We start from the raw sequence: 21,303 nt of genomic DNA, 5'->3' as shown, positions 1-21,303 counted from the left end.
CTGCGCAGGTCAAGGGGTGTTGTCTCTGAGTTACCCAGCGTGCCCCAAACCTTACTGCCAGGTCAGGATCAGCCGGACAACCCGCTGTAAACGGCACCCCCCGTCGACGGCCGGCCGACCTCCTCCAGGGCCCGCCGCAGCCGCCGTACCCCTTCCGTGATCTCGCCCGTCCCGGCGACCGCTGCGAAGCTCAGGCGCAGATGGGCCGCCGGGGGTTCGGCGCTGAAGTAGGGGCGGCCGGGGGTGATCGCGACGCCCGCGCGCAGGGCGGCCGCGGTCAGGGCGGTCTCGTCGGTGCCGTCGGGCAGGCGGGGCCAGAGGTGGTAGCCGCCGGACGGGATGTGCGCGAGGGCCAGTTCGGGCAGGTCGCTCAGCAGCGCGGCCGTCATCGCGTCCCGGCGCAGCCGCAGCTGCGTGGAGATCGCGCGCAGATGGCGCGGCCAGGCGGGCGAGCCGACGAGTTCCAGGGCCGCCTCCTGCAGCGGCCGGGGCACGAAGAAGGTGTCGACGACCTGGATGGCGCGCAGCCGCTCCAGCACGGGACCGCGGGCGGCCAGCGCGCTGACCCGGAAGCTCGGCGAGGTGGCCTTGGTCAGCGAGCACACGTGCACCACCACTCCGTCGGGGTCGTCGGCGGCCAGCGGACGCGGCAACGGCCCGGCGTCCTCGTGCACCAGTCGTCGTACGAAGTCGTCCTCGATCACGAACGCGCCGGCCCCTCGCGCGATGCGCAGCACCTCGGCGCGGCGGTCCGGGGCGAGCACGGCGCCGGTCGGGTTCTGGAAGAGCGGCTGGCAGACGAAGACGCGGGCGCCGGTGGCCCGGAACGCATCCGCGAGGAGGGCCGGGCGCACCCCGTCCGGGTCCACCGGGACCGGCACCGGGCGCAGGCCCGCGGCCCGGGCGATGGCCAGCATGCCCGGGTAGGTGGGCGACTCCACCAGGACCGGCGCCCCGGGCGGCGCCAGCGCGCGCAGGGCCGTGGTGAGCGCCGACTGGCCGCCGGAGGTGACCAGCACCTCGGCCGCGGTGACCGCGCCGCCGATGCTCCGCGCGAACCACTCCCGCAGCTCCGGCAGCCCCTCCATGGGCGGCCGCCCCCAGGCCCCGGGCCGGCGCCCCGCCCGGGACAGCGCCGCCGCCATGGCCCGTTCCGGCTGGAGGGAGGGGTGCAGATAGCCGCCGTTGAACTCGATCACTCCGGGCGGCGGGGCGGCGAGCGAGACGAGGACCCCGGAGGCGTCCACCGAGCGCGGCACGAGGTCGGCGGCGCCGTCCGCGCTCAGCGACACCTCCTGCCAGGAGGTGTCCCCGGCGGGCGCCGCCTCCGCCCGCGGCCGGGCCCGGAAGGCTCCGGCGCCGGGCCGGGTCACCACCAGGCCCTCGGCCGCCAGCTGCGCCAGGGCCCGCGAGACGGTCACCGGGCTCACCCGGAATCGCTCGACGAGGGCCCGGCTCGACGGGAGCTTTCCACCGTGGGAGTAGCGGTCGAGTTCTCGCCGCAACTGATCCGCCAGGTCACCGACGCTGCTACGCTCTTGCATGAGAGCACAGAGTAGCGCTACTGCACCGAACCGGATAGCGGTCGACATCCCGAGCGGCCCCTCACCGGCGTACGGCACCCTGCTGGCCGCGCTCGGCGTGACCGCCTTCTCCCTCACGTTCCCGGCGACCGCCTGGGGCCTGGAGGGCTTCGGCCCCTGGTCGCTGGTGGCCGTGCGCAGTGTCCTCGCCGCCGTGCTCGCCGGTGGCTGTCTGCTGGCGCTGCGGGTGCCGCTGCCGGACCGCGGGCACTGGGCGGGGCTCGCCGTCGTGGCGGCCGGAGTGGTCGTCGGCTTCCCCCTCCTGACCACGCTCGCGCTCCGGACGTCCACCACCGCGCACGCGGCGGTCGTCGTCGGCCTGCTCCCGCTGACCACCGCGCTGCTCTCCGCCCTGCGCATGGGCACCCGGCCCTCGCGCACCTTCTGGACGGCCGCGCTGGCCGGAGCCGCCGCGGTGGTCGCGTTCACCGTGCAGCAGAGCGGCGGCGCCTTCACCACCGCCGACCTGTATCTCTTCGGGGCCCTGCTGGTGTGCGCGGCCGGTTACACCGAGGGTGGCCGGCTGGCCCGGGTCATGCCGGGCTGGCACGTCATCGGCTGGGCGCTGGTGTGCTGCCTGCCGGTGTCCGTGCCCGCAGCCGTGTTCGCCCTGAGCCAGGAGCCGGTCCGGCTCACCGCGCACAGCGTGACCGGACTGCTGTGGGTCGCGGCCGGCTCCCAGTTCCTCGGCCTCGTCGTCTGGTACCGGGGCATGGCGGCCATCGGCATCCCGAAGGCCAGCCAGTTGCAGTTGGCCCAGCCCCTGCTCACACTGGTGTGGTCGGTGCTGCTGCTGGGCGAGCATCTGACAGTGGCCGCCCCGCTGACGGCCGCGGCGGTGCTCGTCTGCATCGCCGTCACCCAGCGGGCACGCGGTTGAGCGGGCCGTACGACCCACCTCCCACCGCCGCCCGCGGCCGTAGACTCGAGGCCACGGACCGCTGCTCCCGCACTCGTTGAGGAGGCCCCCAGATGCGTGCAACCGTGGGCGACCAGCTTGTCCAGCACGGCAGGGTGGTCGGACAGCACGACAAGGTCGGCGAGATCGTCGAAGTCATGGGCCGGGAGGGCAATCCGCCCTACCGCGTCCGGTTCGAGGACGGGCACGAGGGCGTGTGCTCGCCGGGCCCCGACAGCGAGATCCGCCACACCCGGATGCCCCACCGGGACATCACCCCGATGTAGGCCTGCGCGGGGTCGCCGCCGGCTGCCGGTAGTGGTCGGCGACCACCCGCGCCATGGCCCCGATCGGATCCGCCGCCACCTCCTTCGCGGCGAAGAAGACGTGCCCGCGCGCCTCCGGGTGGTCCTTGGCCAGCGTGAGGTGCCGGGACAGCTCGGCCGGCTGCTGCCAGGCCGCGCCCTGCGCCGGGTCGCCCGCCCGGTACAGCCCCTCGCCGACGTACAGCTGCGTCCCCGTGCCCCGGACCGTGCGGGCCCACCAGGGCAGCAGGACGGCGTAATCGGCGGCGGCGTGGCCGATGGGCCAGTACAGCTGCGGGCAGATGTAGTCGACCCAGTTCTGCCGCACCCACTTGCGGGTGTCCGCGTACAGGTCGTCGTAGGCCTGAAGCGCCCGGGTGTCGCTGCCGCGCGGGTCGGTGCCCGCGTTGCGCCACACCCCGAACGGGCTGATCCCGAACCGGGTGCCGGGCCGGACCTGCTGGACGCGGGCCGACGTCTCCTCGACCAGCCGGTCGATGTTGTGGCGCCGCCACGCGGCCCGGCCCGAGAAACCGCCGCCGTGGCGGTCGAAGGCCTCGTCGTCGTCGAAGGCCTGGCCCGCCCGCGGATACGGATAGAAGTAGTCGTCGAAGTGCACGCCGTCCACCGCGTACTTCTCGACGGCGTCCATCATCGCGTCCTGCACGAAGGCGCGGACCTCCGGCAGCCCGGGGTTGTAGTAGAGCTTGCCGCCGTAGCGCACCACCCAGTCGGGGTGCCGCCGGGCCGGATGCGAGGCGGCGAGCGCGCCGAGGTCGGCGCTGTTGGCGATCCGGTACGGGTTGAACCACGCGTGCAGCTCCAGGCCCCGGGCATGGGCCTCGCGAACGGCCGTGCCGAGCGGATCCCAGCCGGGCGCCTTCCCCTGCGTCCCGGTCAGCACGGCCGACCAGGGTTCGTGCGGCGAGGGCCACAGCGCGTCGGCCGTCGGCCGCACCTGGAAGATCACCGTGTTCAGCCGGCGCCGCACCGCGGTGTCGAGGTGGGCGATCAGCTCCGCGCGCTGTGCCGCCGCGCTGAGGCCCGGCGCGGAGGGCCAGTCCCGGCCCGCGACCGTCGCCAGCCACATGCCCCGCATCTCGCCGCCCGCCGCATGCCGCCGCTCCGGCGCGGCCGAGGCCGCCGCTCCCGAGGCCGTCGCTCCGGAGGCCGTCGAGAAGGCTCCCAACGCGGCCAGGGCGAAGGCCCGACGCGTGACTCGGCCCATCTGCGCACCCCCATCGCACTGCGGATCCGCACCGTCACGGATCGTCTTCACGCCCCAGGATGCCCCCACCCCGGCGATCGATCATCGATACTTGGCGGTAACGTGCACGAACGGAGCAGGCACCGCGACCCGGGGTCCTGCCACAGCCGAAGTTCAGCGAAAGGGACGATGTGACCGACATCGAACGCGTCGGAGTGGTGGGCTGCGGCCAGATGGGAGCCGGCATCGCGGAGGTGTGCGCCCGGTCCGGGCTGGACGTGAAGGTCGCCGAGACCACCGGCGAGGCCCTGGAGATCGGCCGGACCCGGCTGTTCAACTCCCTGGCCAAGGCCGCCGAGCGCGGCAAGATCAGCGACGACGAGCTGGCGGCCACCCAGGCCCGGCTCAGCTTCACCACCGACCTCGGCGAGTTCGCGGACCGCGACCTGGTGATCGAGGCCGTCGTGGAGAACGAGCAGGTCAAAACCGAGATCTTCCAGGTGCTGGACCAGGTCGTGACCCGGCCGGACGCCATCCTGGCCTCGAACACCTCCTCCATCCCGCTGGTGAAGCTCGCGGTCGCCACCTCGCGGCCCGACCAGGTCATCGGCATCCACTTCTTCAACCCGGCCCCGGTGCAGCAGCTGGTCGAGCTGATCCCGGCGCTCACCACCTCCGAGGGCACGCTCAGCCGCGCTCAGGTCTTCACCGAGAAGGTGCTCGGCAAGCACGCCATCCGCGCCCAGGACCGCTCCGGCTTCGTGGTGAACGCGCTGCTGATCCCCTACCTGCTCTCCGCTATCCGGATGTTCGAGTCGGGCATCGCCAGCCGCGAGGACATCGACAACGGCATGGAGCTCGGCTGCGCCCACCCGATGGGCCCGCTGAAGCTGTCCGACCTGATCGGCCTGGACACCGTCGCCTCGGTCGCCTACTCGATGTACGAGGAGTACAAGGAGCCGCTGTATGCCGCTCCCCCGCTGCTCCAGCGCATGGTCGACGCCGGCCGCCTCGGCCGCAAGTCCGGTTCGGGGTTCTACAGCTACTGATTGCACAGTGCCCGATGCAGGGTGCTGATTACACAGTGCGACGAACACGGGCCCGGCGCTCCGAAGAGTGCCGGGCCCGCGGCATTCACACACCGTGTGCGCGCCGGGCTCGCATATGCCCGTCGCACACTCTCCCCACGCGCCCACCAGGCGAGTTGACTCTTCATGCGCATGCAAGAGCGCACGCAGGGATGTGACGACTACGGAAAGGAGCGGACTCGTGACCGCCGACCCCGAGCATCCCGTGGTCAATGGAGAACTCGCAGAGTTACGCCGTCGCCTCGATGTGGCTTACGCCCGCGTCGAGGGCGGCCTGGCCCTGCTCAGTCATCGCACCGAGGAGACATGCAAGGAACTCGATGACCTGTCCGCGCGCATCGTCGCCCTGGAGCACGCCCGCTGGCCGCTGCCCGCGGTGGCGGCGCTGACCGCGCTGGGCGCGCTCGTCGTAGCGATCTGGCAGGCCATCGGCAATTAGCTCGCGGGGCGCGGCGGGGGGATCAGGGCAACGCGTCCTGCCCGAGCCTGAGGTGGTGCAGCAGGAGTAACGCGGCCGCCATGTTGGCGGCCGGGACCTCCCCACGGGCGACCATGTCGGGAACGAGCTTGAGAGGGACCCATTCCCGGCGGTCCGACTCGAAGTCGTCCACGGGGTGCCCGACGTACTCACCCTCGTCGGCCCAGTAGATGTGGTGCCGGGCGTCGGTGAGTCCGTTGGACGGCTCCACGCTCATGAGGTGGTGCAGCGGTCCCGGCCGCCAGCCGGTCTCCTCCTCCAGTTCCCTGGCGGCGGCTACGGCGATGTCCTCGCCGTCCTCGACCACTCCGGCCGCGAGTTCCCACCCCCAGCTGTCGGTGATGAAGCGGTGCCGCCACAGGAGCAGGACCTCGTTGGCCTCGTTGACCACCGTGGCCACGGCGACCGGCCGCAGCCGGATCAGGAAGTGGTCCAGGTGCCGGCCGTCCGGCAGTTCGACATCCGCGAGATTGACCCGGAACCAGCGATTTGAGTACACAGTTTGTTCGTTCTGTTTCGTCCACTGCACGGTTCTGCCACCTTCCGTCGAGTAAGTGGCAATATCGCAGCAGGGACTATGAACTGTCGGTGGTCGAGCACCGGCCTACAGCGGTACGCGTAGTGCGCCGTCGATGAGTTCCGCGGCCTCGGAGGTGCCCGCGCAGCCGCTGCGCACCAGGTATTCGCGTACCGCGCGGAGTCTGTCGCGCAGCCGCTGGGACTCCATTCCCCTCGCCTGTTCGGCCATCTGCACCGCGGTGGCCACGGCCTTGTCGGCATGGCCCTGGCGCAGCTCGATCGTGCTCAGCATGGCGAGCCGGTGCACCCGGCCGCGGTCATGGGCGGGGTTGTCGACGGCCGCGGCCGCGTGCTCCCCGGCCGCCGCGAGTTCGCCCAGGCTCAGCAGCGCCTCCGCCACCTGGACGTTGACGAGCCCCGGCTGGACATAGCCCGTCTCGTCGGGCTCGTATCCGCGCCGGATGCGTTCGGCGGCCTGCTCGGCACGCCGGATGCAGGACAGGGCGCTCGTGCCGTCACCGAGGTGCGCGTACGCCTTCGCCTGCATCGCGTACAGGTCCGAGGCGAGCGCCGGGGTGATGTGCCGGCCCGCGGCGCGCAGCGCGGCCTCCGCGAAGGCGACGGCCTGGCGGAACTCCCGCATGAACAGCGCCTGGTTGACCAGCAGGGCGATCACGTAGGCGCCGAGCCCCCGGTCGCCGCTGGCCTTCGCGAGCCGCAGCGCCTGGTGGAAGTAGCGCTGGGCCAGGCCGTGGGCGTCGGAGTCGTAGGCGCAGATCCCGGCGACGGCCACCAGACCGCCGGTGGCGCGGTGCAGTTGGCGGCCGATGGCGTCGGTGTAGCTGCCGCGCAGCAGCGGGGCGGCCTCGGCGTTGAGGAAGCCGACGATCCGGGTACGGGTCGCGATGCCGCCCGCCTTGCGGTACATCTGCTCGTAGTGGGTGCGGGCGGCCCGCAGCATCTGCAGGTCGGCGGGCGTGACCCGGTGCCGGCCGCCGCGCGAGACGTCCACGTCCTCGGGCGGGTTCTCCCACTCCCACACCGGCATCACGGCGGGGGTGCCGGTGACGGCGGGCGCGCCGAGGATGTGCGGGCGCTGCTGCTCGTCGGAGCGCCACAGCGCGGTGGCCCGCTCGACGAACCCGGACAGCGAGGTGGTGTGCGGGGCGGAGGGCTCGCCGGGTACGCCGAGTCCGATGTCGTCGAGGGTGACCGGGCGTTGGAGGCGGCCGGCCAGCACCTCGCAGATCAGGTCCGGGACTTGACCGCGCGGCCGCTGCCCCTTCAACCACCGTGCCACGGCGGTGTGTTCGTACCTGAGCGCGAGTCCGCGCGCCCGTCCGGCCTGGTTCACGTGTGCTGCCAGCCCCGCGTGCGAGATCCCCGCCTCGTCCAGGATCGCGTCGAGCAGAGTGTTGGGCTGCATATATGCCCCCCGGGTGGCTCGGTGCCGTCAGAGTAGTGGTTCCGGCTTCACACGGGGTGTGAACGGAGTGCTCGCATCCGTACCGTGTGCGCACTGTCGCGGAGAGTTTCCAGCCGGTTGACTGAAATGCCTCGCAAGAGGCCGGCCGGGCCGCCGGCTCCCCCTCGTACAGTGCGGCGGCCCCGCCGGGGGCTGGGCGGTGCGACTAGACGCCGTTGCGCCCAAGGTGCGTTGTCGGCTGCGGGGTTGATGTGGCTGGTCGCGCAGTTCCCCGCGCCCCTGCGGAGTCCCGAGTCAGCTGAGTTCGGTCGTTCCGCAGGATCAGCAGGGCGATGTCGTCGGAGGGGGTGCCGCCCGCGTGACGCATCAGCGCGCTCACTACCGTACGGAGAATCATCTGCGGGGAGCTGGGGCGGGTGCGGACCGCGCCCGCCAGGGCCGTCCGTAAGGAAAAGAACCGGCCACGCCCGTCGCGTGCCTCCTCGGCGCCGTCCGTGTAGAGCACCAGCGCCTCGCCCGGCAGCACGCGCCCCGCGTGCGCGGCCGTCAGCTCGTGCGGGAGAGGGAACGGGCCGAGGGGCGGCAGCGGATCCGCCCGGGCCAGCAGCTCGACCGTCGCGCCGCTCACCAGATACGGCCACGGATGACCGCAGTTGAGGGCCCGCACCTCGCCGTCCTCGCCGATCTCCAGCAGCAGGACCGTCGCGAACTCCTCCGCCGCGGGGTGGTCGTCCCGGGCGCGCTCGCGCAAGTGGCGGGCCAGGGCCCGCTCCAGACGGCGCAGCACCCGGCCCAGGTCGGGTTCGTCGTGGACCGCCTCGCGAAAGCTGCCGAGGAGCGCCGCGGCCGTACCGACGGCGGCCATGCCGTGTCCTCGTACGTCACCCATCACCACCCGCACCCCGTGCTCGGTCGCGATGACCTCGTACAGGTCCCCGCCCACCGAGGCCCCCCGGTCGGCGGAGAGCTGGGTGGCGGCGATGTTCAGTCCGTCGATCCGCGGCGGCAGTGGCCGCAGCAGCGCGCTCTGCGCGACGCCGGCGACCCGGCGGATCTGCCGCAGCTCCCGCAGCAGCGCCTGCCGGACATGGAGTATCAGTCCGGTGCCGACCGCGAAGAAGACGGCGCTGGTGACCGCGCGGGCCTCGATGCCGTCCTGCTGGGCCAGCGGACAGGTGAGCTTGTAGGTGATCGCCAACGCGCCCCAGGCGGTGGGCAGACCCAGCGCGAGCAGCCGACGGGGAAACACAGCCTTGATGCGGATCATGCCGATGGCCCCCCAAGTAGGCCCCGTCAACGCAGAATCGGACCGACCCCGAAAGGCCGGTCCGATTCTGTCGACCGCATGGCCCGAGAGGACCACTTCACCACCAGTTCTCACTCGAACGAGTGAGGTAACCCGCTAGCCCCTCAACACGGCCCCGGTCCGCTCACCCGCGAGGGCGACCGCCGCGTCCCGGGCGGCCGACGCCTCGTCCACGGTCAGCGTGCGATCCGACGCCCGGAAGCGCAGCGCGTACGCCAGCGACTTCTTGCCGTCGCCGAGCTGCTCCGCGTTCTCGTACACGTCGAACAGCCGGATGGCCTCCAGCAGGGCCCCCGCGCCCTCGCGCAGCGCGGCCTCCACATCGGCGTGCGGCACGAACGTGTCGACGACGAGGGCGACATCCTGCGTGGCGACCGGGAACGTGGAGATGCCCGGCGCCTGCGGCACCCCGTCGCCCACCTGCTCCAGCGCGTCCAGGTCCAGCTCCATCGCGCAGGTGCGCGCGGGCAGGCCCAGCGCCTTGAGGACGCGCGGGTGCAGCTCACCGGCGTGGCCCACGACCCGCTCGGCACCGTCGACGGCCACCGCCAGCTCGGCGCACCGGCCCGGATGCCACGGCCCGTACTGCCCGGGCCGCACGATCAGCTCCGCGCCCGCCTCGGCGGCCACGGTCCGCGCGGCCTGCACCGCGTCGGCCCACCCGGCCGGACGGCCCGCGCCCCACCAGCCGGCCTGCTCGCGGGCGCCCGCGAGGACGACGGCGACTTGGCGCGGCTGCTCGGGCAGTACGGCGTCGAGCGCGGCGATCTCCTCGTCGGTCGGACGCCGGTCCACCGGCAGGTGCGCGGCGACCCGCTGCTCCTCGCGCGGCAGGAAGACCAGGCCGGTCTCGAACAGGGCCAGGTCGTGCGAGCCCCGGCCGTCGTTGCGCCGCAGCGCGCCGAGCAGGCCCGGCAGCAGCGTCGTACGGAGCGCGGGCTCCTCGTCGTTGAGCGGGTTGGTCAGCTTCACGACCCGGCGTGCCGGGTCACCGGCGTCGAGACCGAGCTGGTCGAAGACCTGCTCACCGACGAACGGGTAGTTCGGCGCCTCGACGTACCCGGCACCGGCCAGGGCGCGGCCGACGCGCCGGTGCAGCCGCTGGCGGTGGGTCAGGCCCCGGCCGGACGGCGGCTTGGGCAGCGTGGAGGGCAGGTTCTCGTAGCCCTCGAGCCGGATGACCTCCTCCGCGAGGTCGTTCTGCTCCAGCAGGTCGGGCCGCCAGGACGGGACGGTGACGATCAGCTCGTCCTGCCCGTAGACGTCGCAGCCGACCTCCTGGAGGCGGCGTACGACAGTCTCGCGGCCGTACTCGACACCGGCGACCTTGTCCGGGTGGTCCGCCGCGACCGTGATGGTGTGCGGCGCGGACGGGGCGATGACCTCGGTGACACCGGCCTCGGCGGTGCCGCCCGCGAGCAGCACCAGCAGGTCGACGGTGCGCTGGGCGGCCGCCGCCGCGGCCATGGGGTCGACCCCGCGCTCGAAGCGGCGGGACGCCTCGGAGGACAGCTTGTGACGGCGGGCCGTACGCGCGATCGCCACGGCGTCGAAGTGCGCGGCCTCGATGACCACGTCGGTCGAGGCGTTGTCCACGTCGTCATGGTCGGCGATCTCGGTGTTCGCGCCGCCCATGACACCGGCGAGGCCGATCGGGCCGCGGTCGTCGGTGATCACCAGGTCCTCGGCGTGCAGCTTCCGCTCGGTGCCGTCGAGGGTGACGATCTTCTCGCCCTCGGCCGCGCGGCGGACGCCGATCGTGCCCTGGACCAGCTTGCGGTCGTAGGCGTGCAGCGGCTGGCCGAGCTCCATCATCACGTAGTTGGTGACGTCGACGGCGAGCGAGATCGGGCGCATGCCGACCTTCTGCAGCCGGCGCTTGAGCCAGATCGGGGAGCGCGCCTCGGCGCTCAGACCGGTGACCGTGCGCGCGGTGAAGCGGTCGCACCCCAGGGGCTCGGAGACCTTCACCGGGTAGCCGAAGGCGTTCGGGGCCGGGACGTCGAGCAGCGCCGGGTCGCGCAGCGGCAGGCCGTAGGCGATGGCGGTCTCGCGGGCGACGCCGCGGATGGACAGGCAGTCGCCGCGGTTGGCGGTGACGGCGATGTCCAGGACCTCGTCGACCAGTTCCAGCAGCTCGATGGCGTCCTTGCCGACCTCGGTCTCCGGCGGCAGCACGATGATGCCCTTGGTGCCGTCGTCGCCCATGCCCAGCTCGTCGCTGGAGCAGATCATGCCGTGCGAGGTGCGGCCGTAGGTCTTGCGCGCGGAGATCGCGAAGCCGCCGGGCAGCTCGGCGCCGGGCAGCACGACCACGACCTTGTCACCGGCCTGGAAGTTCCGGGCGCCGCAGACGATCTCCTGGGGCTCACCCGTGCCGTTGGCGGTGCCGACGTCGACGGTGCAGAAGCGGATCGGCTTCTTGAAGCCCTCCAGCTCCTCGATGGTCAGCACCTGCCCGACGACCAGCGGGCCCTTGAGGCCGTCGCCGAGCTGCTCGACCGTCTCGACCTCGAGGCCGGCCGAAATGAGCTTGGCCTGCACATCGCGGCCGGTCTCGGTGGCCGGCAGGTCGACGTACTCCCGCAGCCAGGAAAGCGGGACCCGCATCAGATCTCCATCCCGAACGGCCGGGTGAACCGGACGTCACCCTCGACCATGTCTCGCATGTCCTCGACGTTGTGGCGGAACATCAGCATCCGCTCGATGCCGAACCCGAAGGCGAAGCCGCTGTAGCGCTCCGGGTCGATGCCGCAGGCGGTGAGCACCCGCGGGTTGACCATGCCGCAGCCGCCCAGCTCGATCCAGCCCTCGCTGGAGCAGGTGCGGCAGGGCCGGTCGGGGTTGCCGACGGACTCGCCGCGGCAGACGTAGCACACCATGTCCATCTCGGCGGACGGCTCGGTGAACGGGAAGAAGTTCGGCCGCAGCCGGGTCTTCATGCCCTCGCCGAACAGGGACTGCACCATGTGGTCCAGCGTGCCCTTGAGGTCCGCCATGGTGAGGCCCTCGTCGACCGCGAGCAGCTCGACCTGGTGGAAGACCGGGGTGTGGGTGGCGTCCAGCTCGTCGGTGCGGTACACGCGGCCCGGGCAGATCACGTACACGGGCAGCTCGCGGTCGAGCAGCGAGCGGATCTGGACGGGCGAGGTGTGGGTACGCAGCACGACACCGGACTCGGTGCCGCCCTGCGGGCCCTCGACGAAGAAGGTGTCCGCCTCGCCGCGCGCCGGGTGGTCCGGGCCGATGTTGAGGGCGTCGAAGTTGAACCACTCGGCCTCGACCTGGGGGCCCTCGGCGACCTCGTAGCCCATGGCCACGAAGATGTCCTCGATGCGCTCCGAGAGCGTGGTCAGCGGGTGGCGGGCGCCGGCCGGTACCCGGTCGAAGGGCAGCGTGACGTCCACCGCCTCCTCGACCAGCACCCGGGCGTCGCGCTCGGCCTCCAGCTCGGTCTGGCGGGCGGCCAGCGCCTTGTTGACGGCGCCGCGGGCCTGGCCGACCAGCTTTCCGGCGGCGGCCTTGGCGTGCGGGGGCAGGGCGCCGATCTCGCGGTTGGCGAGGGCCAGCGGGGAGGTGCCCCCGGTGTGGGCGACCTTGGCCTCCTGGAGCTTGTCGAGCGAGTCCGCGGCGGCGAAGGCGGCGAGCGCCTCGTCCCGCATGCGCTCGATCTCTTCCGGTTTCAACGCCTCGACCTCTACAGGGTCGTACGACTTATTCGGTGCCGACATCTCTTCCCGTGCTTCCGATTGGCTGGCTGAAGGTCCCCGTCACCGACTCAGTGGGCCGTCTCCGGGACGCAAAGGTGCCAAAGGCCGAGTCTAACGGGGTGAGGACAGGCGGATGCGCCCGTGGCCGTCAGGCGAGATACGCCGGAGCCGCCACGGGCAACGTAAATCGGAACTCGGCGCCGCCGCCGGGGGCGCGGCCGACCGTGATGGTGCCGCCGTGGGCCTCGACGATGCCCTTGACGATGTAGAGCCCGAGGCCGGTGCCGCCGCGCTTGCTGCCCCGCCAGAAGCGGGTGAAGACGCGGTTCATGGACTCCTCCGGGATGCCGGACCCCTCGTCGCTCACCGTGACCGACGTGCCGGCGTCCTCCCCCTCGCGGGGCGACGCCGTGGGCGTGACGTCAATCGTGACGGTTCCCTCGCCGTGCCGCACCGCATTTTCCAGCAGGTTGCTGAGCACCTGGTCGATCTTGTCGGGGTCGGCCCACAGGTCGGGCAGCGGCTGCTGCAGCCGGAGCAGGAAGCGGTCGGCGGGCTGCCCGGCGGCGACGTACGCCTGGATGTGCCGCCCCACGGCTGCGCCGATGTCGACGGGCTGGCGGCGCACCTCCAGCCGCCCGCTGTCGATCCGCGAGATGTCCAGCAGCTCGGCGATGAGCCGGGTGACCCGGTCGGCGTCGGCGTCGACGGTCTCCAGCATCAGCCGCTTCTGGTCGTCGGTGAACCTCTCCCACTTGGCGAGCAGGGTCGCGGTGAAGCCCTTGACGGAGGTGAGCGGCGAGCGCAGCTCGTGGGCGACCGTGGCGATCAGCTCGGCGTGGCTGCGCTCGGTGCGGCGCCGGGCCTCGGTGTCCCGCAGCGAGACGACGACCCGGCAAACGGGCCCGGTGGGCTCGTCCCGGACGTACTGCGCCGACACGAGGACCTCCCGCCCGCCCGGCAGCAGCAGATTGCGCTCGGGCTGGCGGAACCGGATGGCGAGTCCGCCGTAGGGATCGGTGACCTGCCACCAGCGGCGGCCCTCCAGATCCTCTAACGGCAGGGCCTTCTCCAGTCGCTGCCCGAGGGCGTCGGCGGCACGGACGGCGGTGATGCGCTCGGCGGCGGCGTTGAAGCAGACGACCCGGCCGTGTTCGTCGGCGACGACGAGGCCGTCGGGGAGGTCGTCGGGGGTGATGCCGAGTCCGGCGAGGTCGCCGTACCGGGGCGCGGGCGGGTGACTCACGTCCCGTGCTCCCGGTGCGCTGCTCGTGCCGACACTCATCCCCGTATCCCACCTCTCGAACGACCGAGGGGCCCCGAGTTGGTCACCCTACTAGCTCTCGGTGACGGAGCGGCACCCTCCGAAGGCGCGCTGTGCACGGGCCGACGCGTAGAGACATACGGCCGCGGCGGTGGCGAGGTTCAGGCTCTCGGCCTTGCCGTGGATCGGTACGCGCACGACGGCGTCCGCCAGCGCGCGGGTCTCCTCCGGGAGCCCCCAGGCCTCGTTGCCGAACACCCAGGCGGTCGGGCCGCCCATGGTTCCCTTGTCCAGCTCGTCGTCGAGATCGTCGTCCCCGGCGCCGTCGGCGGCAAGAATGCGCACCCCGGTGTCCTTGAGCCCGGCGACGGCCCGCTCGACCGGCACGCCCACGGCCACGGGCAGATGGAACAGCGACCCGACGGAGGCGCGTACGGCCTTGGGGTTGTAGAGATCGACGGACGCGTCGGTCAGTACGACGGCCTCGGCGCCCGCGGCGTCCGCGCACCGCAGCACGGTGCCCGCGTTCCCGGGGTCCCGCACGTGGGCGAGGACCGCGACGAGCTTGGGCCGGGCGGCCAGGATCTCCTCGAAGGGGGTGTCGAGGAACCGGCAGATCCCGACGAGGCCCTGCGGGGTGACGGTGGTGGAGATGTCGGCGATGACGTCCTCGGAGGCGAGGTGGACGCGCGCTCCGGCGGTGCGGGCCTCGCCGATGATGTCGGCGTACCGCTCCGCGGCCTCGACCGTGGCGAACAGCTCGACCAGGGTGCCGTCGTGCCCGGCCGCCTCCCGCACGGCCTGCGGCCCCTCCGCGAGGAACAGCCGCTCCTTCCCCCGGAAGTTCCGCTTCCCCAGCCGCCGCGCGGCCGAGACACGGGGTGAACGGGGGGAGATCAGCTCGGGGGCAACGGGGGGCATGGGGCTCACTTTCACGATCTTTTCCGCCGCAACGGCGATCAACCACAGGGGCGGGCTCCGGCGGTGCCGAACCCGCCTCACCACGCAACGCAACGGACCCGCAGGAAACAACCCACGGGTCCGTCACTCACATCGGCGCAAGCCAGCGCAGCGTCACGCGGCCTTCGGCGCGTTGACGTCGCTCGGCAGGGCCTTCTGCGCGACCTCGACGAGCGCGGCGAACGCGTTCGGGTCGTTGACGGCCAGCTCGGCGAGGATCTTGCGGTCGACCTCGACGTTGGCGGCCTTCAGGCCCTGGATGAAGCGGTTGTACGTGATGCCGTTGGCGCGGGCAGCGGCGTTGATGCGCTGGATCCACAGCTGGCGGAAGTCACCCTTGCGCTTCTTGCGGTCGTTGTAGTTGTAGACCAGCGAGTGGGTGACCTGCTCCTTGGCCTTGCGGTACAGGCGCGAACGCTGACCGCGGTAGCCGGAGGCCTGCTCGAGGATCGCCCGGCGCTTCTTGTGGGCGTTGACTGCCCGCTTGACGCGTGCCACTTGTTAACTCCTTGTAGCGGGGTCGTGGGTGTCCTCACACGACCCGAAATCGATTGGGTCCCGGTCCTGGCGTACGGCGCCGAAGCGCCGGTACGTCACTTGCCGAGAAGCTTCTTGATCTTCGCGGCGTCGCCCGGGGCCATCTCGGCGTTGCCGGTGAGGCGACGCGTCACACGGGACGACTTGTGCTCGAGCAGGTGGCGCTTGCCGGCACGCTCGCGGAGCACCTTGCCGGAGCCGGTGATCTTGAAGCGCTTGCTGGCACCGCTGTGCGACTTGTTCTTCGGCATAGCGCCGTTCTCTCCTCGTCGGTGGCGCTCCGGTGCCCGGTCGTGAAACCGGGCACGGTGGAGCGTCGTTCTGGTATCGGTTACATCCTTGGGGACTCGCGTCCCCCGGGATCACGCCTCGGCGGATGCCTCGGCCGGAGCCTCGGCGGATGCCTCGGCGTCCTCGCCGCCCTCGGCGACGTCGGACTCCGCGGCGTTCTGCGACTTGCCGGGGTTGGCCTTCGCTTCTGCCTTGCGGGCTTCCTGCGCCTGGCGGGCCTCGGCCATCGCCTCGGTCTTCTTCTTGTGCGGACCGAGAACCATGATCATGTTTCGGCCGTCCTGCTTCGGGTTCGACTCCACGAACCCGAGGTCGGCCACATCCTCCGCGAGACGCTGCAGCAGTCGGTAGCCCAGCTCGGGCCGGGACTGCTCGCGACCACGGAACATGATCGTGATCTTGACCTTGTCGCCCTGCTTGAGGAACCGGACGACGTGACCCTTCTTGGTGTCATAGTCGTGCGGGTCGATCTTCGGCCGGAGCTTCATCTCCTTGATGACCGTGTGCGCCTGGTTCTTGCGCGCCTCACGGGCCTTCATGGCCGACTCGTACTTGAACTTCCCGTAGTCCATGAGCTTGCACACAGGCGGACGGGCGGTCGCCGCCACCTCGACCAGGTCCAGGTCGTACTCCTGCGCAAGCTCCAGTGCCTTGGCCAGGGGGACGATGCCCACCTGCTCGCCACTGGGACCGACAAGTCGCACCTCTGGAACGCGAATCCGGTCGTTGATGCGGGGCTCGGCGCTGATGGATCCTCCTCGGTAGCACCACACGGCGGTCTGGCGGACAGCCGCGTATGTCTGATTGACATAGGACCAACCATCGCGGTGCATGAAAAATGCCCCGGACGGGACACAGGCGGGGCTCCTTTGATGCCGGAACACCGCCGCGTCGACCGCGGGGCGCGATATCGGGCGACTCTCCACCGTCCGTACGGAACGGTGGTGGCCGCCTGACCGGTGACCCGCCGTCCCGGAGGACAGTCGGGTGGGAGTTCGGAGCCTCCACTTGTGGGCCGGACACATGCGTGTTCGGCCGGTCGTCACACCAGATTAGCAGCTCCCGCCGGTCGGGGCTAACCGAGGCAGTGTCCGGCCGGGCCGGTGCGTGCACCTATCGTGGGCGCCATGAGTGACACCTCTTCCTCGGACAGCCCCGAGACGCCCGACTTCGACGAGATGACCCGCGACATCGCCGAGGTCCCCGCCGTCGAGGTGATCGTGACGGTCGCCGTGAACCTGATGAGCGCCGCCGCCGTGAAGCTCGGTCTGACCGAGGAGGGCGACCGGTACAAGGACCTGGACGAGGCCCGCAAGCTGGTCACCGCCCTCGCCGGACTGCTCGACGCGAGCACCACCGAGATCAGCTCCTTCCACGCGGCCCCGCTGCGGGACGGCCTGAAGTCGCTGCAGCTGGCGTTCCGCGAGGCCTCGCTCGTCCCGGACGAGCCGGGCCAGGGCCCGGGCGAGAAGTACACCGGCCCGGTCTACGGCTAGGCGCCGGATTCCCGTACGAACAGGGGCTCGCCCGGAGGGGTGGCCTCGGCCGGCAGCAGTGCCAGGTCGAAGCCGCGCACCAGGCGGGCCCTGAGTGTTTCGTCGGCGGCGAGCCGGCGCGCGACCGCGTGGACCCCGGCGTCCTGCGGCACCGCCGGGTCCAGGACCAGGGCGAGGGTGCCGTCGGCCCGGCCGGGGCCGAGATGAGCGCGCTGCACGGCGTCCACGCCGGCGACCGCGGCGCGCACCGCCTCCACGACCAGCGGGTCGGCCAGCGGATCGGTGCTGGTGCGCCCCTCGGCCAGGGCGAGCAGTGCTTGTCCCGTCAGCTCGAACGGCACCGGCCCCGCCAGGTCCAGCACGACCGTGTCCGCCTTCTCGTGCGCGGCGGCCTCCAGCGCCTGGTGCACGCGCACGGCGACGGGGCGCGCCGTGGCGTCCCAGCGGGCGAGGGCGTCGGTGGACGTGAAGGCGGGCAGTGCCTTGCGGTCGCCGGCCCGGAGCGTCGGTACGGCCATGTCGCTGGTCTTCTCGTGGCGCAGCCCGTTCTCGTCCTCCTCGACCTCTCCGAGGACGGCCACGACGGGGACGAGGAGCCGGGCGCCCTTGAGCGCCCGGAGCACCGGCGTCACGTCGGTGCGGTCCTCGGACCAGGCGGCGAGCGCAGCACTCAGCCGGGGGTCGGCGGAGCCGTCGTCGTCCGGGAAGGGGGAGTCGGGAATGTTCTTGTTCGCCACGGTCACCGACCCTATCGGGGGGATGCTGCTGCGCTTGTGCGGGCCCGGAAACGCGCCCGTGACCCGGTTCACGCACTCTCAGGCATCTCTGACACAGATCTAACCTCCGTCTAACCGCCCGCACAGTCACCGGCCCGACGATCGCGGCATGGAGTCCTGCAGAGCGCGTCGGCGCCGTGTGCCCCTGCTCTACGTCACCCTCGCCTCCGTGGCCGTGGTGGGCGGTACGGCCACGGGGACGGTGTACGTGAAGGAGCAGCCGCGCTCGGCTCCGGTGGCGCGGAGCGCCGTATCGTCGTCGGCGACGCCCTCAGGGGTCGCGGCGAGCGGGGAGGCATCCGTGGAACCGGTGGCGCGGCCGACGGTGGACCGGGACGAGCTGCTGGCGGACGCCATGCAGTCCGTCGCCGTGGCGAAGGGCGCGGAGGTGTCGGTCGCGGTGCTGGACCTGGAGTCCGGGGAGAGCGCCACGTACGGGGACGGTTCCTTCGACACGGCGAGCATCGTGAAGGTCGACATCCTGGCTGCGCTGCTGCTGCGGGCGCAGGACGAGGGGCGGGCGCTGACGTCGGCGGAGACGGCGTACGCCACCGCGATGATCGAGAGCAGCGACAACGTCTCGGCATCGGCTCTGTGGGAGACGATCGGCAGGGCGGAGGGGCTGGCCGCCGCGAACGAGCGGTTCGGGCTGAGCGCCACCGTGGGCGGCGACGGGATGCTGTGGGGGCTGACGCAGACCACGGCGGCGGATCAACTCGTGCTGCTGCGGCAGGTGTTCGGTGACGAGTCGGAGCTGAGTGAGGCGTCGCGGTCGTATCTGCGAGGGCTGATGGGGCGGATAGCCGTGGATCAGCGGTGGGGGGTCTCGGCGGTGGCGGACGGCTCGCGGTGGGCGCTGAAGAACGGGTGGCTGCCGCGGAGCACGACCGGGCTGTGGGACGTCAACAGCATCGGGCGGGTGACGGTGGACGGGCGGGAGTGTCTGGTGGCCGTGCTGTCGGACGGCAACGCGACGAAGGCCTCGGGGGTCGCGCTGGTCGAGGCGGCGGCGCAGGCCGCGGTGTCGGTGTTCGCGGCGGACTAGGTGTTCGCGGCGGACTAGGGACGGGCCCCGTGGTCGTCCTGGGTGCGCCGGCCCCGCCACAGGACGATCGCCGCGACCAGCAGGACGCCTCCGGTGCCGCCCGCCAGGGGTGCCGCCCAGCCCGTCGCGTCGTCCGAGGCCTCGCGGGTGTCGGGGCCCGGGCCGAAGTACTCGGCGCGGTGTCCCTTGGCCCGCAGGCCGGCGGGCTTCAGGCCAGCGGCCTTCTCGATGGCGGCGGCGGGGTCGATGAAGCCATGGCCCCGGGAGTCGTCGCGGCCGTCGGCGGGGGCGTTGCGGGCCGTGTCCTCCAGGAGCTTCTTGATCTGGGCCGGGGACAGACCCGGGTGGGCGGACTTCACCAGGGCCACCGCGCCGGAGACGAAGGCCGCGGCGGCGCTGGTGCCCCAGCCCTCGTAGTACTTGCGGTCCGGGTCGGCGATCACGACGTCGACGCCGGGGGCGCTGACCGTGGCGTACCAGCGGCGGGTGGAGAAGGAGGCGCGGGTGCCGAACTTGTCGACGGCGGTGGCGGCGATGACGCCCGGATAGGCGGCCGGGTAGGAGATGTGGTCGCCCTTCTCGCCGCCGTTGCCGGCCGACGCGACGACGACGGCGCCCTTGCGCAGGGCGTACTGGACGGCCTCGTCCTCGGCGGGTTCGGGGTGGGCGGACTTGGAGTCGTCGCCGAGGGAGAGGTTGATGACGTCGGCGCCGTGGTCGGCGGCCCAGCGGATGCCCTCGGCGAGGGCGTTGCCGCGGGTGGTGCGGGCCTTGGCGCGGGCCGGGTCGCCGTCCTCCAGGATCACGCGGACGGGGAGGATCCTGGCCTCGGGGGCGATGCCCAGTACGCCGTCGCCGTTGCCGGGGCCATGTCCGTGGCCCGCGATGATGCCGGCCATGGCGGTGCCGTGGCGGGCCCAGGCGCGGTCGCCGCGCTTCGCTCCGAAGCCGACCATGTCCTTGCCGGTGAGGACGTTCCCGGCGAGGTCGGGGTGCTCGTCGTCGACGCCGGTGTCGAGGACGGCGACGGTGATGCCCTCGCCCTTGGTGGTCTGCCAGGCCTCGTCGGTGTGCATGGCTTCCAGGGCCCACTGCTGGCCGCGGATGCCGTCGGCGTGGGCGGCGGTGGACGGGACGAGGGCGAGGGAGGCGGCTAGGAGGACGCTCAGCAGGCTCGTGCGGCGGAGGCGGGCGGCGGTCACGAGGCCGGCTCCGTGGCGTACGGGCCGACGTGCTTGCGCAGGGCGCGTTCGATGCGGTCGGCGAGGCCCTTCGCCTCGTGGCCGAGGCCGGCCTGGGCGGGGGCCGTGGTGGCGCCGGACTCCATGGCGTCCTCGGCGGGCTGCGGCTCGTCGACCTGGCGGCCGTCGGCCCAGCCGGAGACGGAGTAGACGACGACCGGGGCGTCGGTGAGGACGGAGACGGTCCATGAGGCGCGCTGGTCGCCCTCGAAGCCGGGACCGTACGGGCGGGGCATGAGGTCGGTACGGCTGTCCAGGCCCTCTTCGGTGAACCGCTCGGCGAGGGAGGCCATGGCGGTGGCGTCGGCCTTGGTGAAGAGCAGGCCGACGGTGGTGACGTAGGTCTGGGTGGCGTCGGTGTAGGTGGCGCGCAGGAGCCGCTGGCAGCCGACGGGGGCGAGGGCCTTGCGCAGGAGCGGGTCGAAGGCGTCCGCGCAGCCGCTGTCGGGGGCGACGGCGATCCGGGTCCAGGTGCGGTCGGCGCCGCCCGGGCCGGCGCCGTGCCCCTTGACGCCGGGCGGGAAGAGCTGGTCGACGGGGAGGCTGTGCCACAGGCTCCGGGCCGCGACGAAGTCGTCCCGGGAACCGGCGGCCTCGGAGTCCCCGACGAGCCAGCTGCCCGTGACGGCACCCCCGACGAGCCCGAGCCCCAGCACGAGACAGGCGGCGACGGCGGCCACCCGGCCCCGTCCACGACCTCCGAGCACCCGCGCCCTCCCGTCCCCGTCGTACCCCTCGGGCTCCCCGAACGACACCACGGGCCGCCCACCGGGGTCCACCGCGGGAGCACTCCACGACAGAGCAGGATCGGGCCGCAACCGCCGAGCGGCCTCGGCCTCGGCCTCGGCCTCGGGGGAAGGGCTGCCGGAGGACCCGGTCCGCCGAGCCGCGGCCGGAGCGGCAGACGCGGCAGGGCGGGGCGGGACGTCGGACGGGGCCGGTCGGGGCGGAGTAGTGGACGGGGGCGTGCCGGGGCGCGCCGGAGCGACGGCGGGGGCCGACGCGGGCCGCGGGGGCATGCCCGCCGGGCCGACCGCAGCGGAGTCCGGGCGCCGGCCCGCGCCGTCGGCGGCAGCCGGGCTCGACGCCGGGCGAGGCGGAACCGGCGGGGCAGCCGGACCCGGGCGCTGAGCTGCACGCGGGGGCGGGTCCCCGAAAAGCGTCGAATGCGCT

21 protein-coding genes are annotated in these 21,303 nt (G+C 72.5%); 6 read left to right on the top strand and 15 right to left on the bottom strand.

What is annotated here, in order from left to right; translation table 11 throughout:
* Window positions 1–68: 68 nt before the first annotated feature.
* Window positions 69–1,544 carry a PLP-dependent aminotransferase family protein gene (locus M8H82_RS29335; RefSeq protein WP_250078098.1) on the bottom strand — a complete coding sequence of 492 codons (1,476 nt, stop codon included), beginning with the start codon at window positions 1,542–1,544 and terminating at the stop codon, window positions 69–71.
* Here M8H82_RS29335 and M8H82_RS29330 point away from each other — a divergent pair.
* Both M8H82_RS29330 and M8H82_RS29325 read left to right on the top strand, forming a co-directional pair.
* Window positions 1,543–2,463 (top strand): DMT family transporter, encoded by a 921-nt coding sequence (locus M8H82_RS29330; protein WP_250078097.1) that lies wholly within the window; start codon window positions 1,543–1,545, stop codon window positions 2,461–2,463. The two genes, M8H82_RS29335 and M8H82_RS29330, sit on opposite strands and share 2 nt — an antisense overlap.
* A gap of 92 nt (window positions 2,464–2,555) precedes the next feature.
* Window positions 2,556–2,768, top strand: coding sequence for a DUF1918 domain-containing protein (locus M8H82_RS29325; protein WP_250078096.1), 213 nt, complete (start codon window positions 2,556–2,558; stop codon window positions 2,766–2,768).
* On the opposite strand, the gene M8H82_RS29320 is transcribed toward M8H82_RS29325, so the two are convergent.
* Window positions 2,755–4,014 carry a glycoside hydrolase family 10 protein gene (locus M8H82_RS29320; RefSeq protein WP_250078095.1) on the bottom strand — a complete coding sequence of 420 codons (1,260 nt, stop codon included), beginning with the start codon at window positions 4,012–4,014 and terminating at the stop codon, window positions 2,755–2,757. The genes M8H82_RS29325 and M8H82_RS29320 overlap by 14 nt on opposite strands.
* 170 nt (window positions 4,015–4,184) lie before the next feature.
* Here M8H82_RS29320 and M8H82_RS29315 point away from each other — a divergent pair, with 170 nt between their 5' ends.
* Together M8H82_RS29315 and M8H82_RS29310 are read left to right on the top strand one after the other, a co-directional pair.
* Complete coding sequence (locus M8H82_RS29315) at window positions 4,185–5,042, top strand: 3-hydroxybutyryl-CoA dehydrogenase (protein ID WP_250078094.1); 858 nt, start codon at window positions 4,185–4,187, stop codon at window positions 5,040–5,042.
* 220 nt (window positions 5,043–5,262) lie between these two features.
* Window positions 5,263–5,520: a hypothetical protein gene (locus M8H82_RS29310; protein ID WP_250078093.1), complete on the top strand. Its 258-nt coding sequence runs from the start codon at window positions 5,263–5,265 to the stop codon at window positions 5,518–5,520.
* A 22-nt stretch (window positions 5,521–5,542) separates the two neighbouring features.
* Here the strand turns inward: M8H82_RS29310 and M8H82_RS29305 are convergent, their stop codons facing one another.
* From M8H82_RS29305 to infC, 10 genes are all read right to left on the bottom strand, one after another.
* Window positions 5,543–6,088, bottom strand: coding sequence for an NUDIX hydrolase (locus M8H82_RS29305; RefSeq protein WP_250078092.1), 546 nt, complete (start codon window positions 6,086–6,088; stop codon window positions 5,543–5,545).
* 75 nt (window positions 6,089–6,163) lie between these two features.
* Window positions 6,164–7,504 carry a transcriptional regulator gene (locus M8H82_RS29300; RefSeq protein WP_250078091.1) on the bottom strand — a complete coding sequence of 447 codons (1,341 nt, stop codon included), beginning with the start codon at window positions 7,502–7,504 and terminating at the stop codon, window positions 6,164–6,166.
* Between the two features lie 205 nt (window positions 7,505–7,709).
* Window positions 7,710–8,771: a PP2C family protein-serine/threonine phosphatase gene (locus M8H82_RS29295; protein ID WP_250078090.1), complete on the bottom strand. Its 1,062-nt coding sequence runs from the start codon at window positions 8,769–8,771 to the stop codon at window positions 7,710–7,712.
* 135 nt (window positions 8,772–8,906) lie between these two features.
* The gene (gene pheT, locus M8H82_RS29290; RefSeq protein WP_250078089.1) at window positions 8,907–11,420 is read right to left on the bottom strand and encodes a phenylalanine--tRNA ligase subunit beta; all 2,514 of its coding nucleotides are present in this window, start codon (window positions 11,418–11,420) and stop codon (window positions 8,907–8,909) included.
* A complete protein-coding gene (gene pheS, locus M8H82_RS29285) occupies window positions 11,420–12,541 on the bottom strand; it encodes a phenylalanine--tRNA ligase subunit alpha (RefSeq protein WP_250078088.1) in 1,122 nt (373 codons plus the stop codon). The genes pheT and pheS overlap by 1 nt, the downstream gene beginning before the upstream one ends.
* 127 nt (window positions 12,542–12,668) lie before the next feature.
* Window positions 12,669–13,805, bottom strand: a complete 1,137-nt coding sequence (locus M8H82_RS29280) for an ATP-binding protein (RefSeq protein ID WP_250078087.1) — start codon at window positions 13,803–13,805, stop codon at window positions 12,669–12,671.
* Window positions 13,806–13,856: 51 nt separating this feature from the next.
* The gene (locus M8H82_RS29275; RefSeq protein ID WP_250078086.1) at window positions 13,857–14,705 is read right to left on the bottom strand and encodes an RNA methyltransferase; all 849 of its coding nucleotides are present in this window, start codon (window positions 14,703–14,705) and stop codon (window positions 13,857–13,859) included.
* Between the two features lie 153 nt (window positions 14,706–14,858).
* Window positions 14,859–15,242: a 50S ribosomal protein L20 gene (rplT, locus tag M8H82_RS29270; RefSeq protein ID WP_003977226.1), complete on the bottom strand. Its 384-nt coding sequence runs from the start codon at window positions 15,240–15,242 to the stop codon at window positions 14,859–14,861.
* A 95-nt stretch (window positions 15,243–15,337) separates the two neighbouring features.
* Window positions 15,338–15,532 (bottom strand): 50S ribosomal protein L35, encoded by a 195-nt coding sequence (rpmI, locus tag M8H82_RS29265; protein WP_003977225.1) that lies wholly within the window; start codon window positions 15,530–15,532, stop codon window positions 15,338–15,340.
* A gap of 111 nt (window positions 15,533–15,643) precedes the next feature.
* A complete protein-coding gene (gene infC, locus M8H82_RS29260) occupies window positions 15,644–16,345 on the bottom strand; it encodes a translation initiation factor IF-3 (RefSeq protein ID WP_250078164.1) in 702 nt (233 codons plus the stop codon).
* A gap of 354 nt (window positions 16,346–16,699) precedes the next feature.
* On the opposite strand from infC, the gene M8H82_RS29255 reads away from it, so the two are divergent.
* Window positions 16,700–17,068, top strand: coding sequence for a DUF1844 domain-containing protein (locus M8H82_RS29255; RefSeq protein ID WP_250078085.1), 369 nt, complete (start codon window positions 16,700–16,702; stop codon window positions 17,066–17,068).
* On the opposite strand, the gene M8H82_RS29250 is transcribed toward M8H82_RS29255, so the two are convergent.
* A complete protein-coding gene (locus M8H82_RS29250) occupies window positions 17,065–17,805 on the bottom strand; it encodes an SseB family protein (protein WP_250078084.1) in 741 nt (246 codons plus the stop codon). The genes M8H82_RS29255 and M8H82_RS29250 overlap by 4 nt on opposite strands.
* A 148-nt stretch (window positions 17,806–17,953) precedes the next feature.
* On the opposite strand from M8H82_RS29250, the gene M8H82_RS29245 reads away from it, so the two are divergent.
* A complete protein-coding gene (locus tag M8H82_RS29245; RefSeq protein WP_250078083.1) occupies window positions 17,954–18,889 on the top strand; it encodes a serine hydrolase in 936 nt (311 codons plus the stop codon).
* Between the two features lie 14 nt (window positions 18,890–18,903).
* Here M8H82_RS29245 and mycP read toward each other — a convergent pair whose 3' ends face one another.
* On the bottom strand, window positions 18,904–20,091 hold the full coding sequence (gene mycP / locus M8H82_RS29240; RefSeq protein ID WP_250078082.1) for a type VII secretion-associated serine protease mycosin: 1,188 nt from the start codon (window positions 20,089–20,091) through the stop codon (window positions 18,904–18,906).
* On the bottom strand, window positions 20,088–20,909 hold the full coding sequence (locus tag M8H82_RS29235; protein ID WP_250078081.1) for a hypothetical protein: 822 nt from the start codon (window positions 20,907–20,909) through the stop codon (window positions 20,088–20,090). The genes mycP and M8H82_RS29235 overlap by 4 nt, the downstream gene beginning before the upstream one ends.
* Between the last annotated feature and the right edge of the window lie 394 nt (window positions 20,910–21,303).

Origin of the sequence: Streptomyces sp. YS415 (assembly GCF_023544665.1) — a bacterium.
In the GTDB taxonomy this organism is placed as follows: domain Bacteria; phylum Actinomycetota; class Actinomycetes; order Streptomycetales; family Streptomycetaceae; genus Streptomyces.
This window is presented reverse-complemented; position numbering and strand designations above follow the sequence as displayed.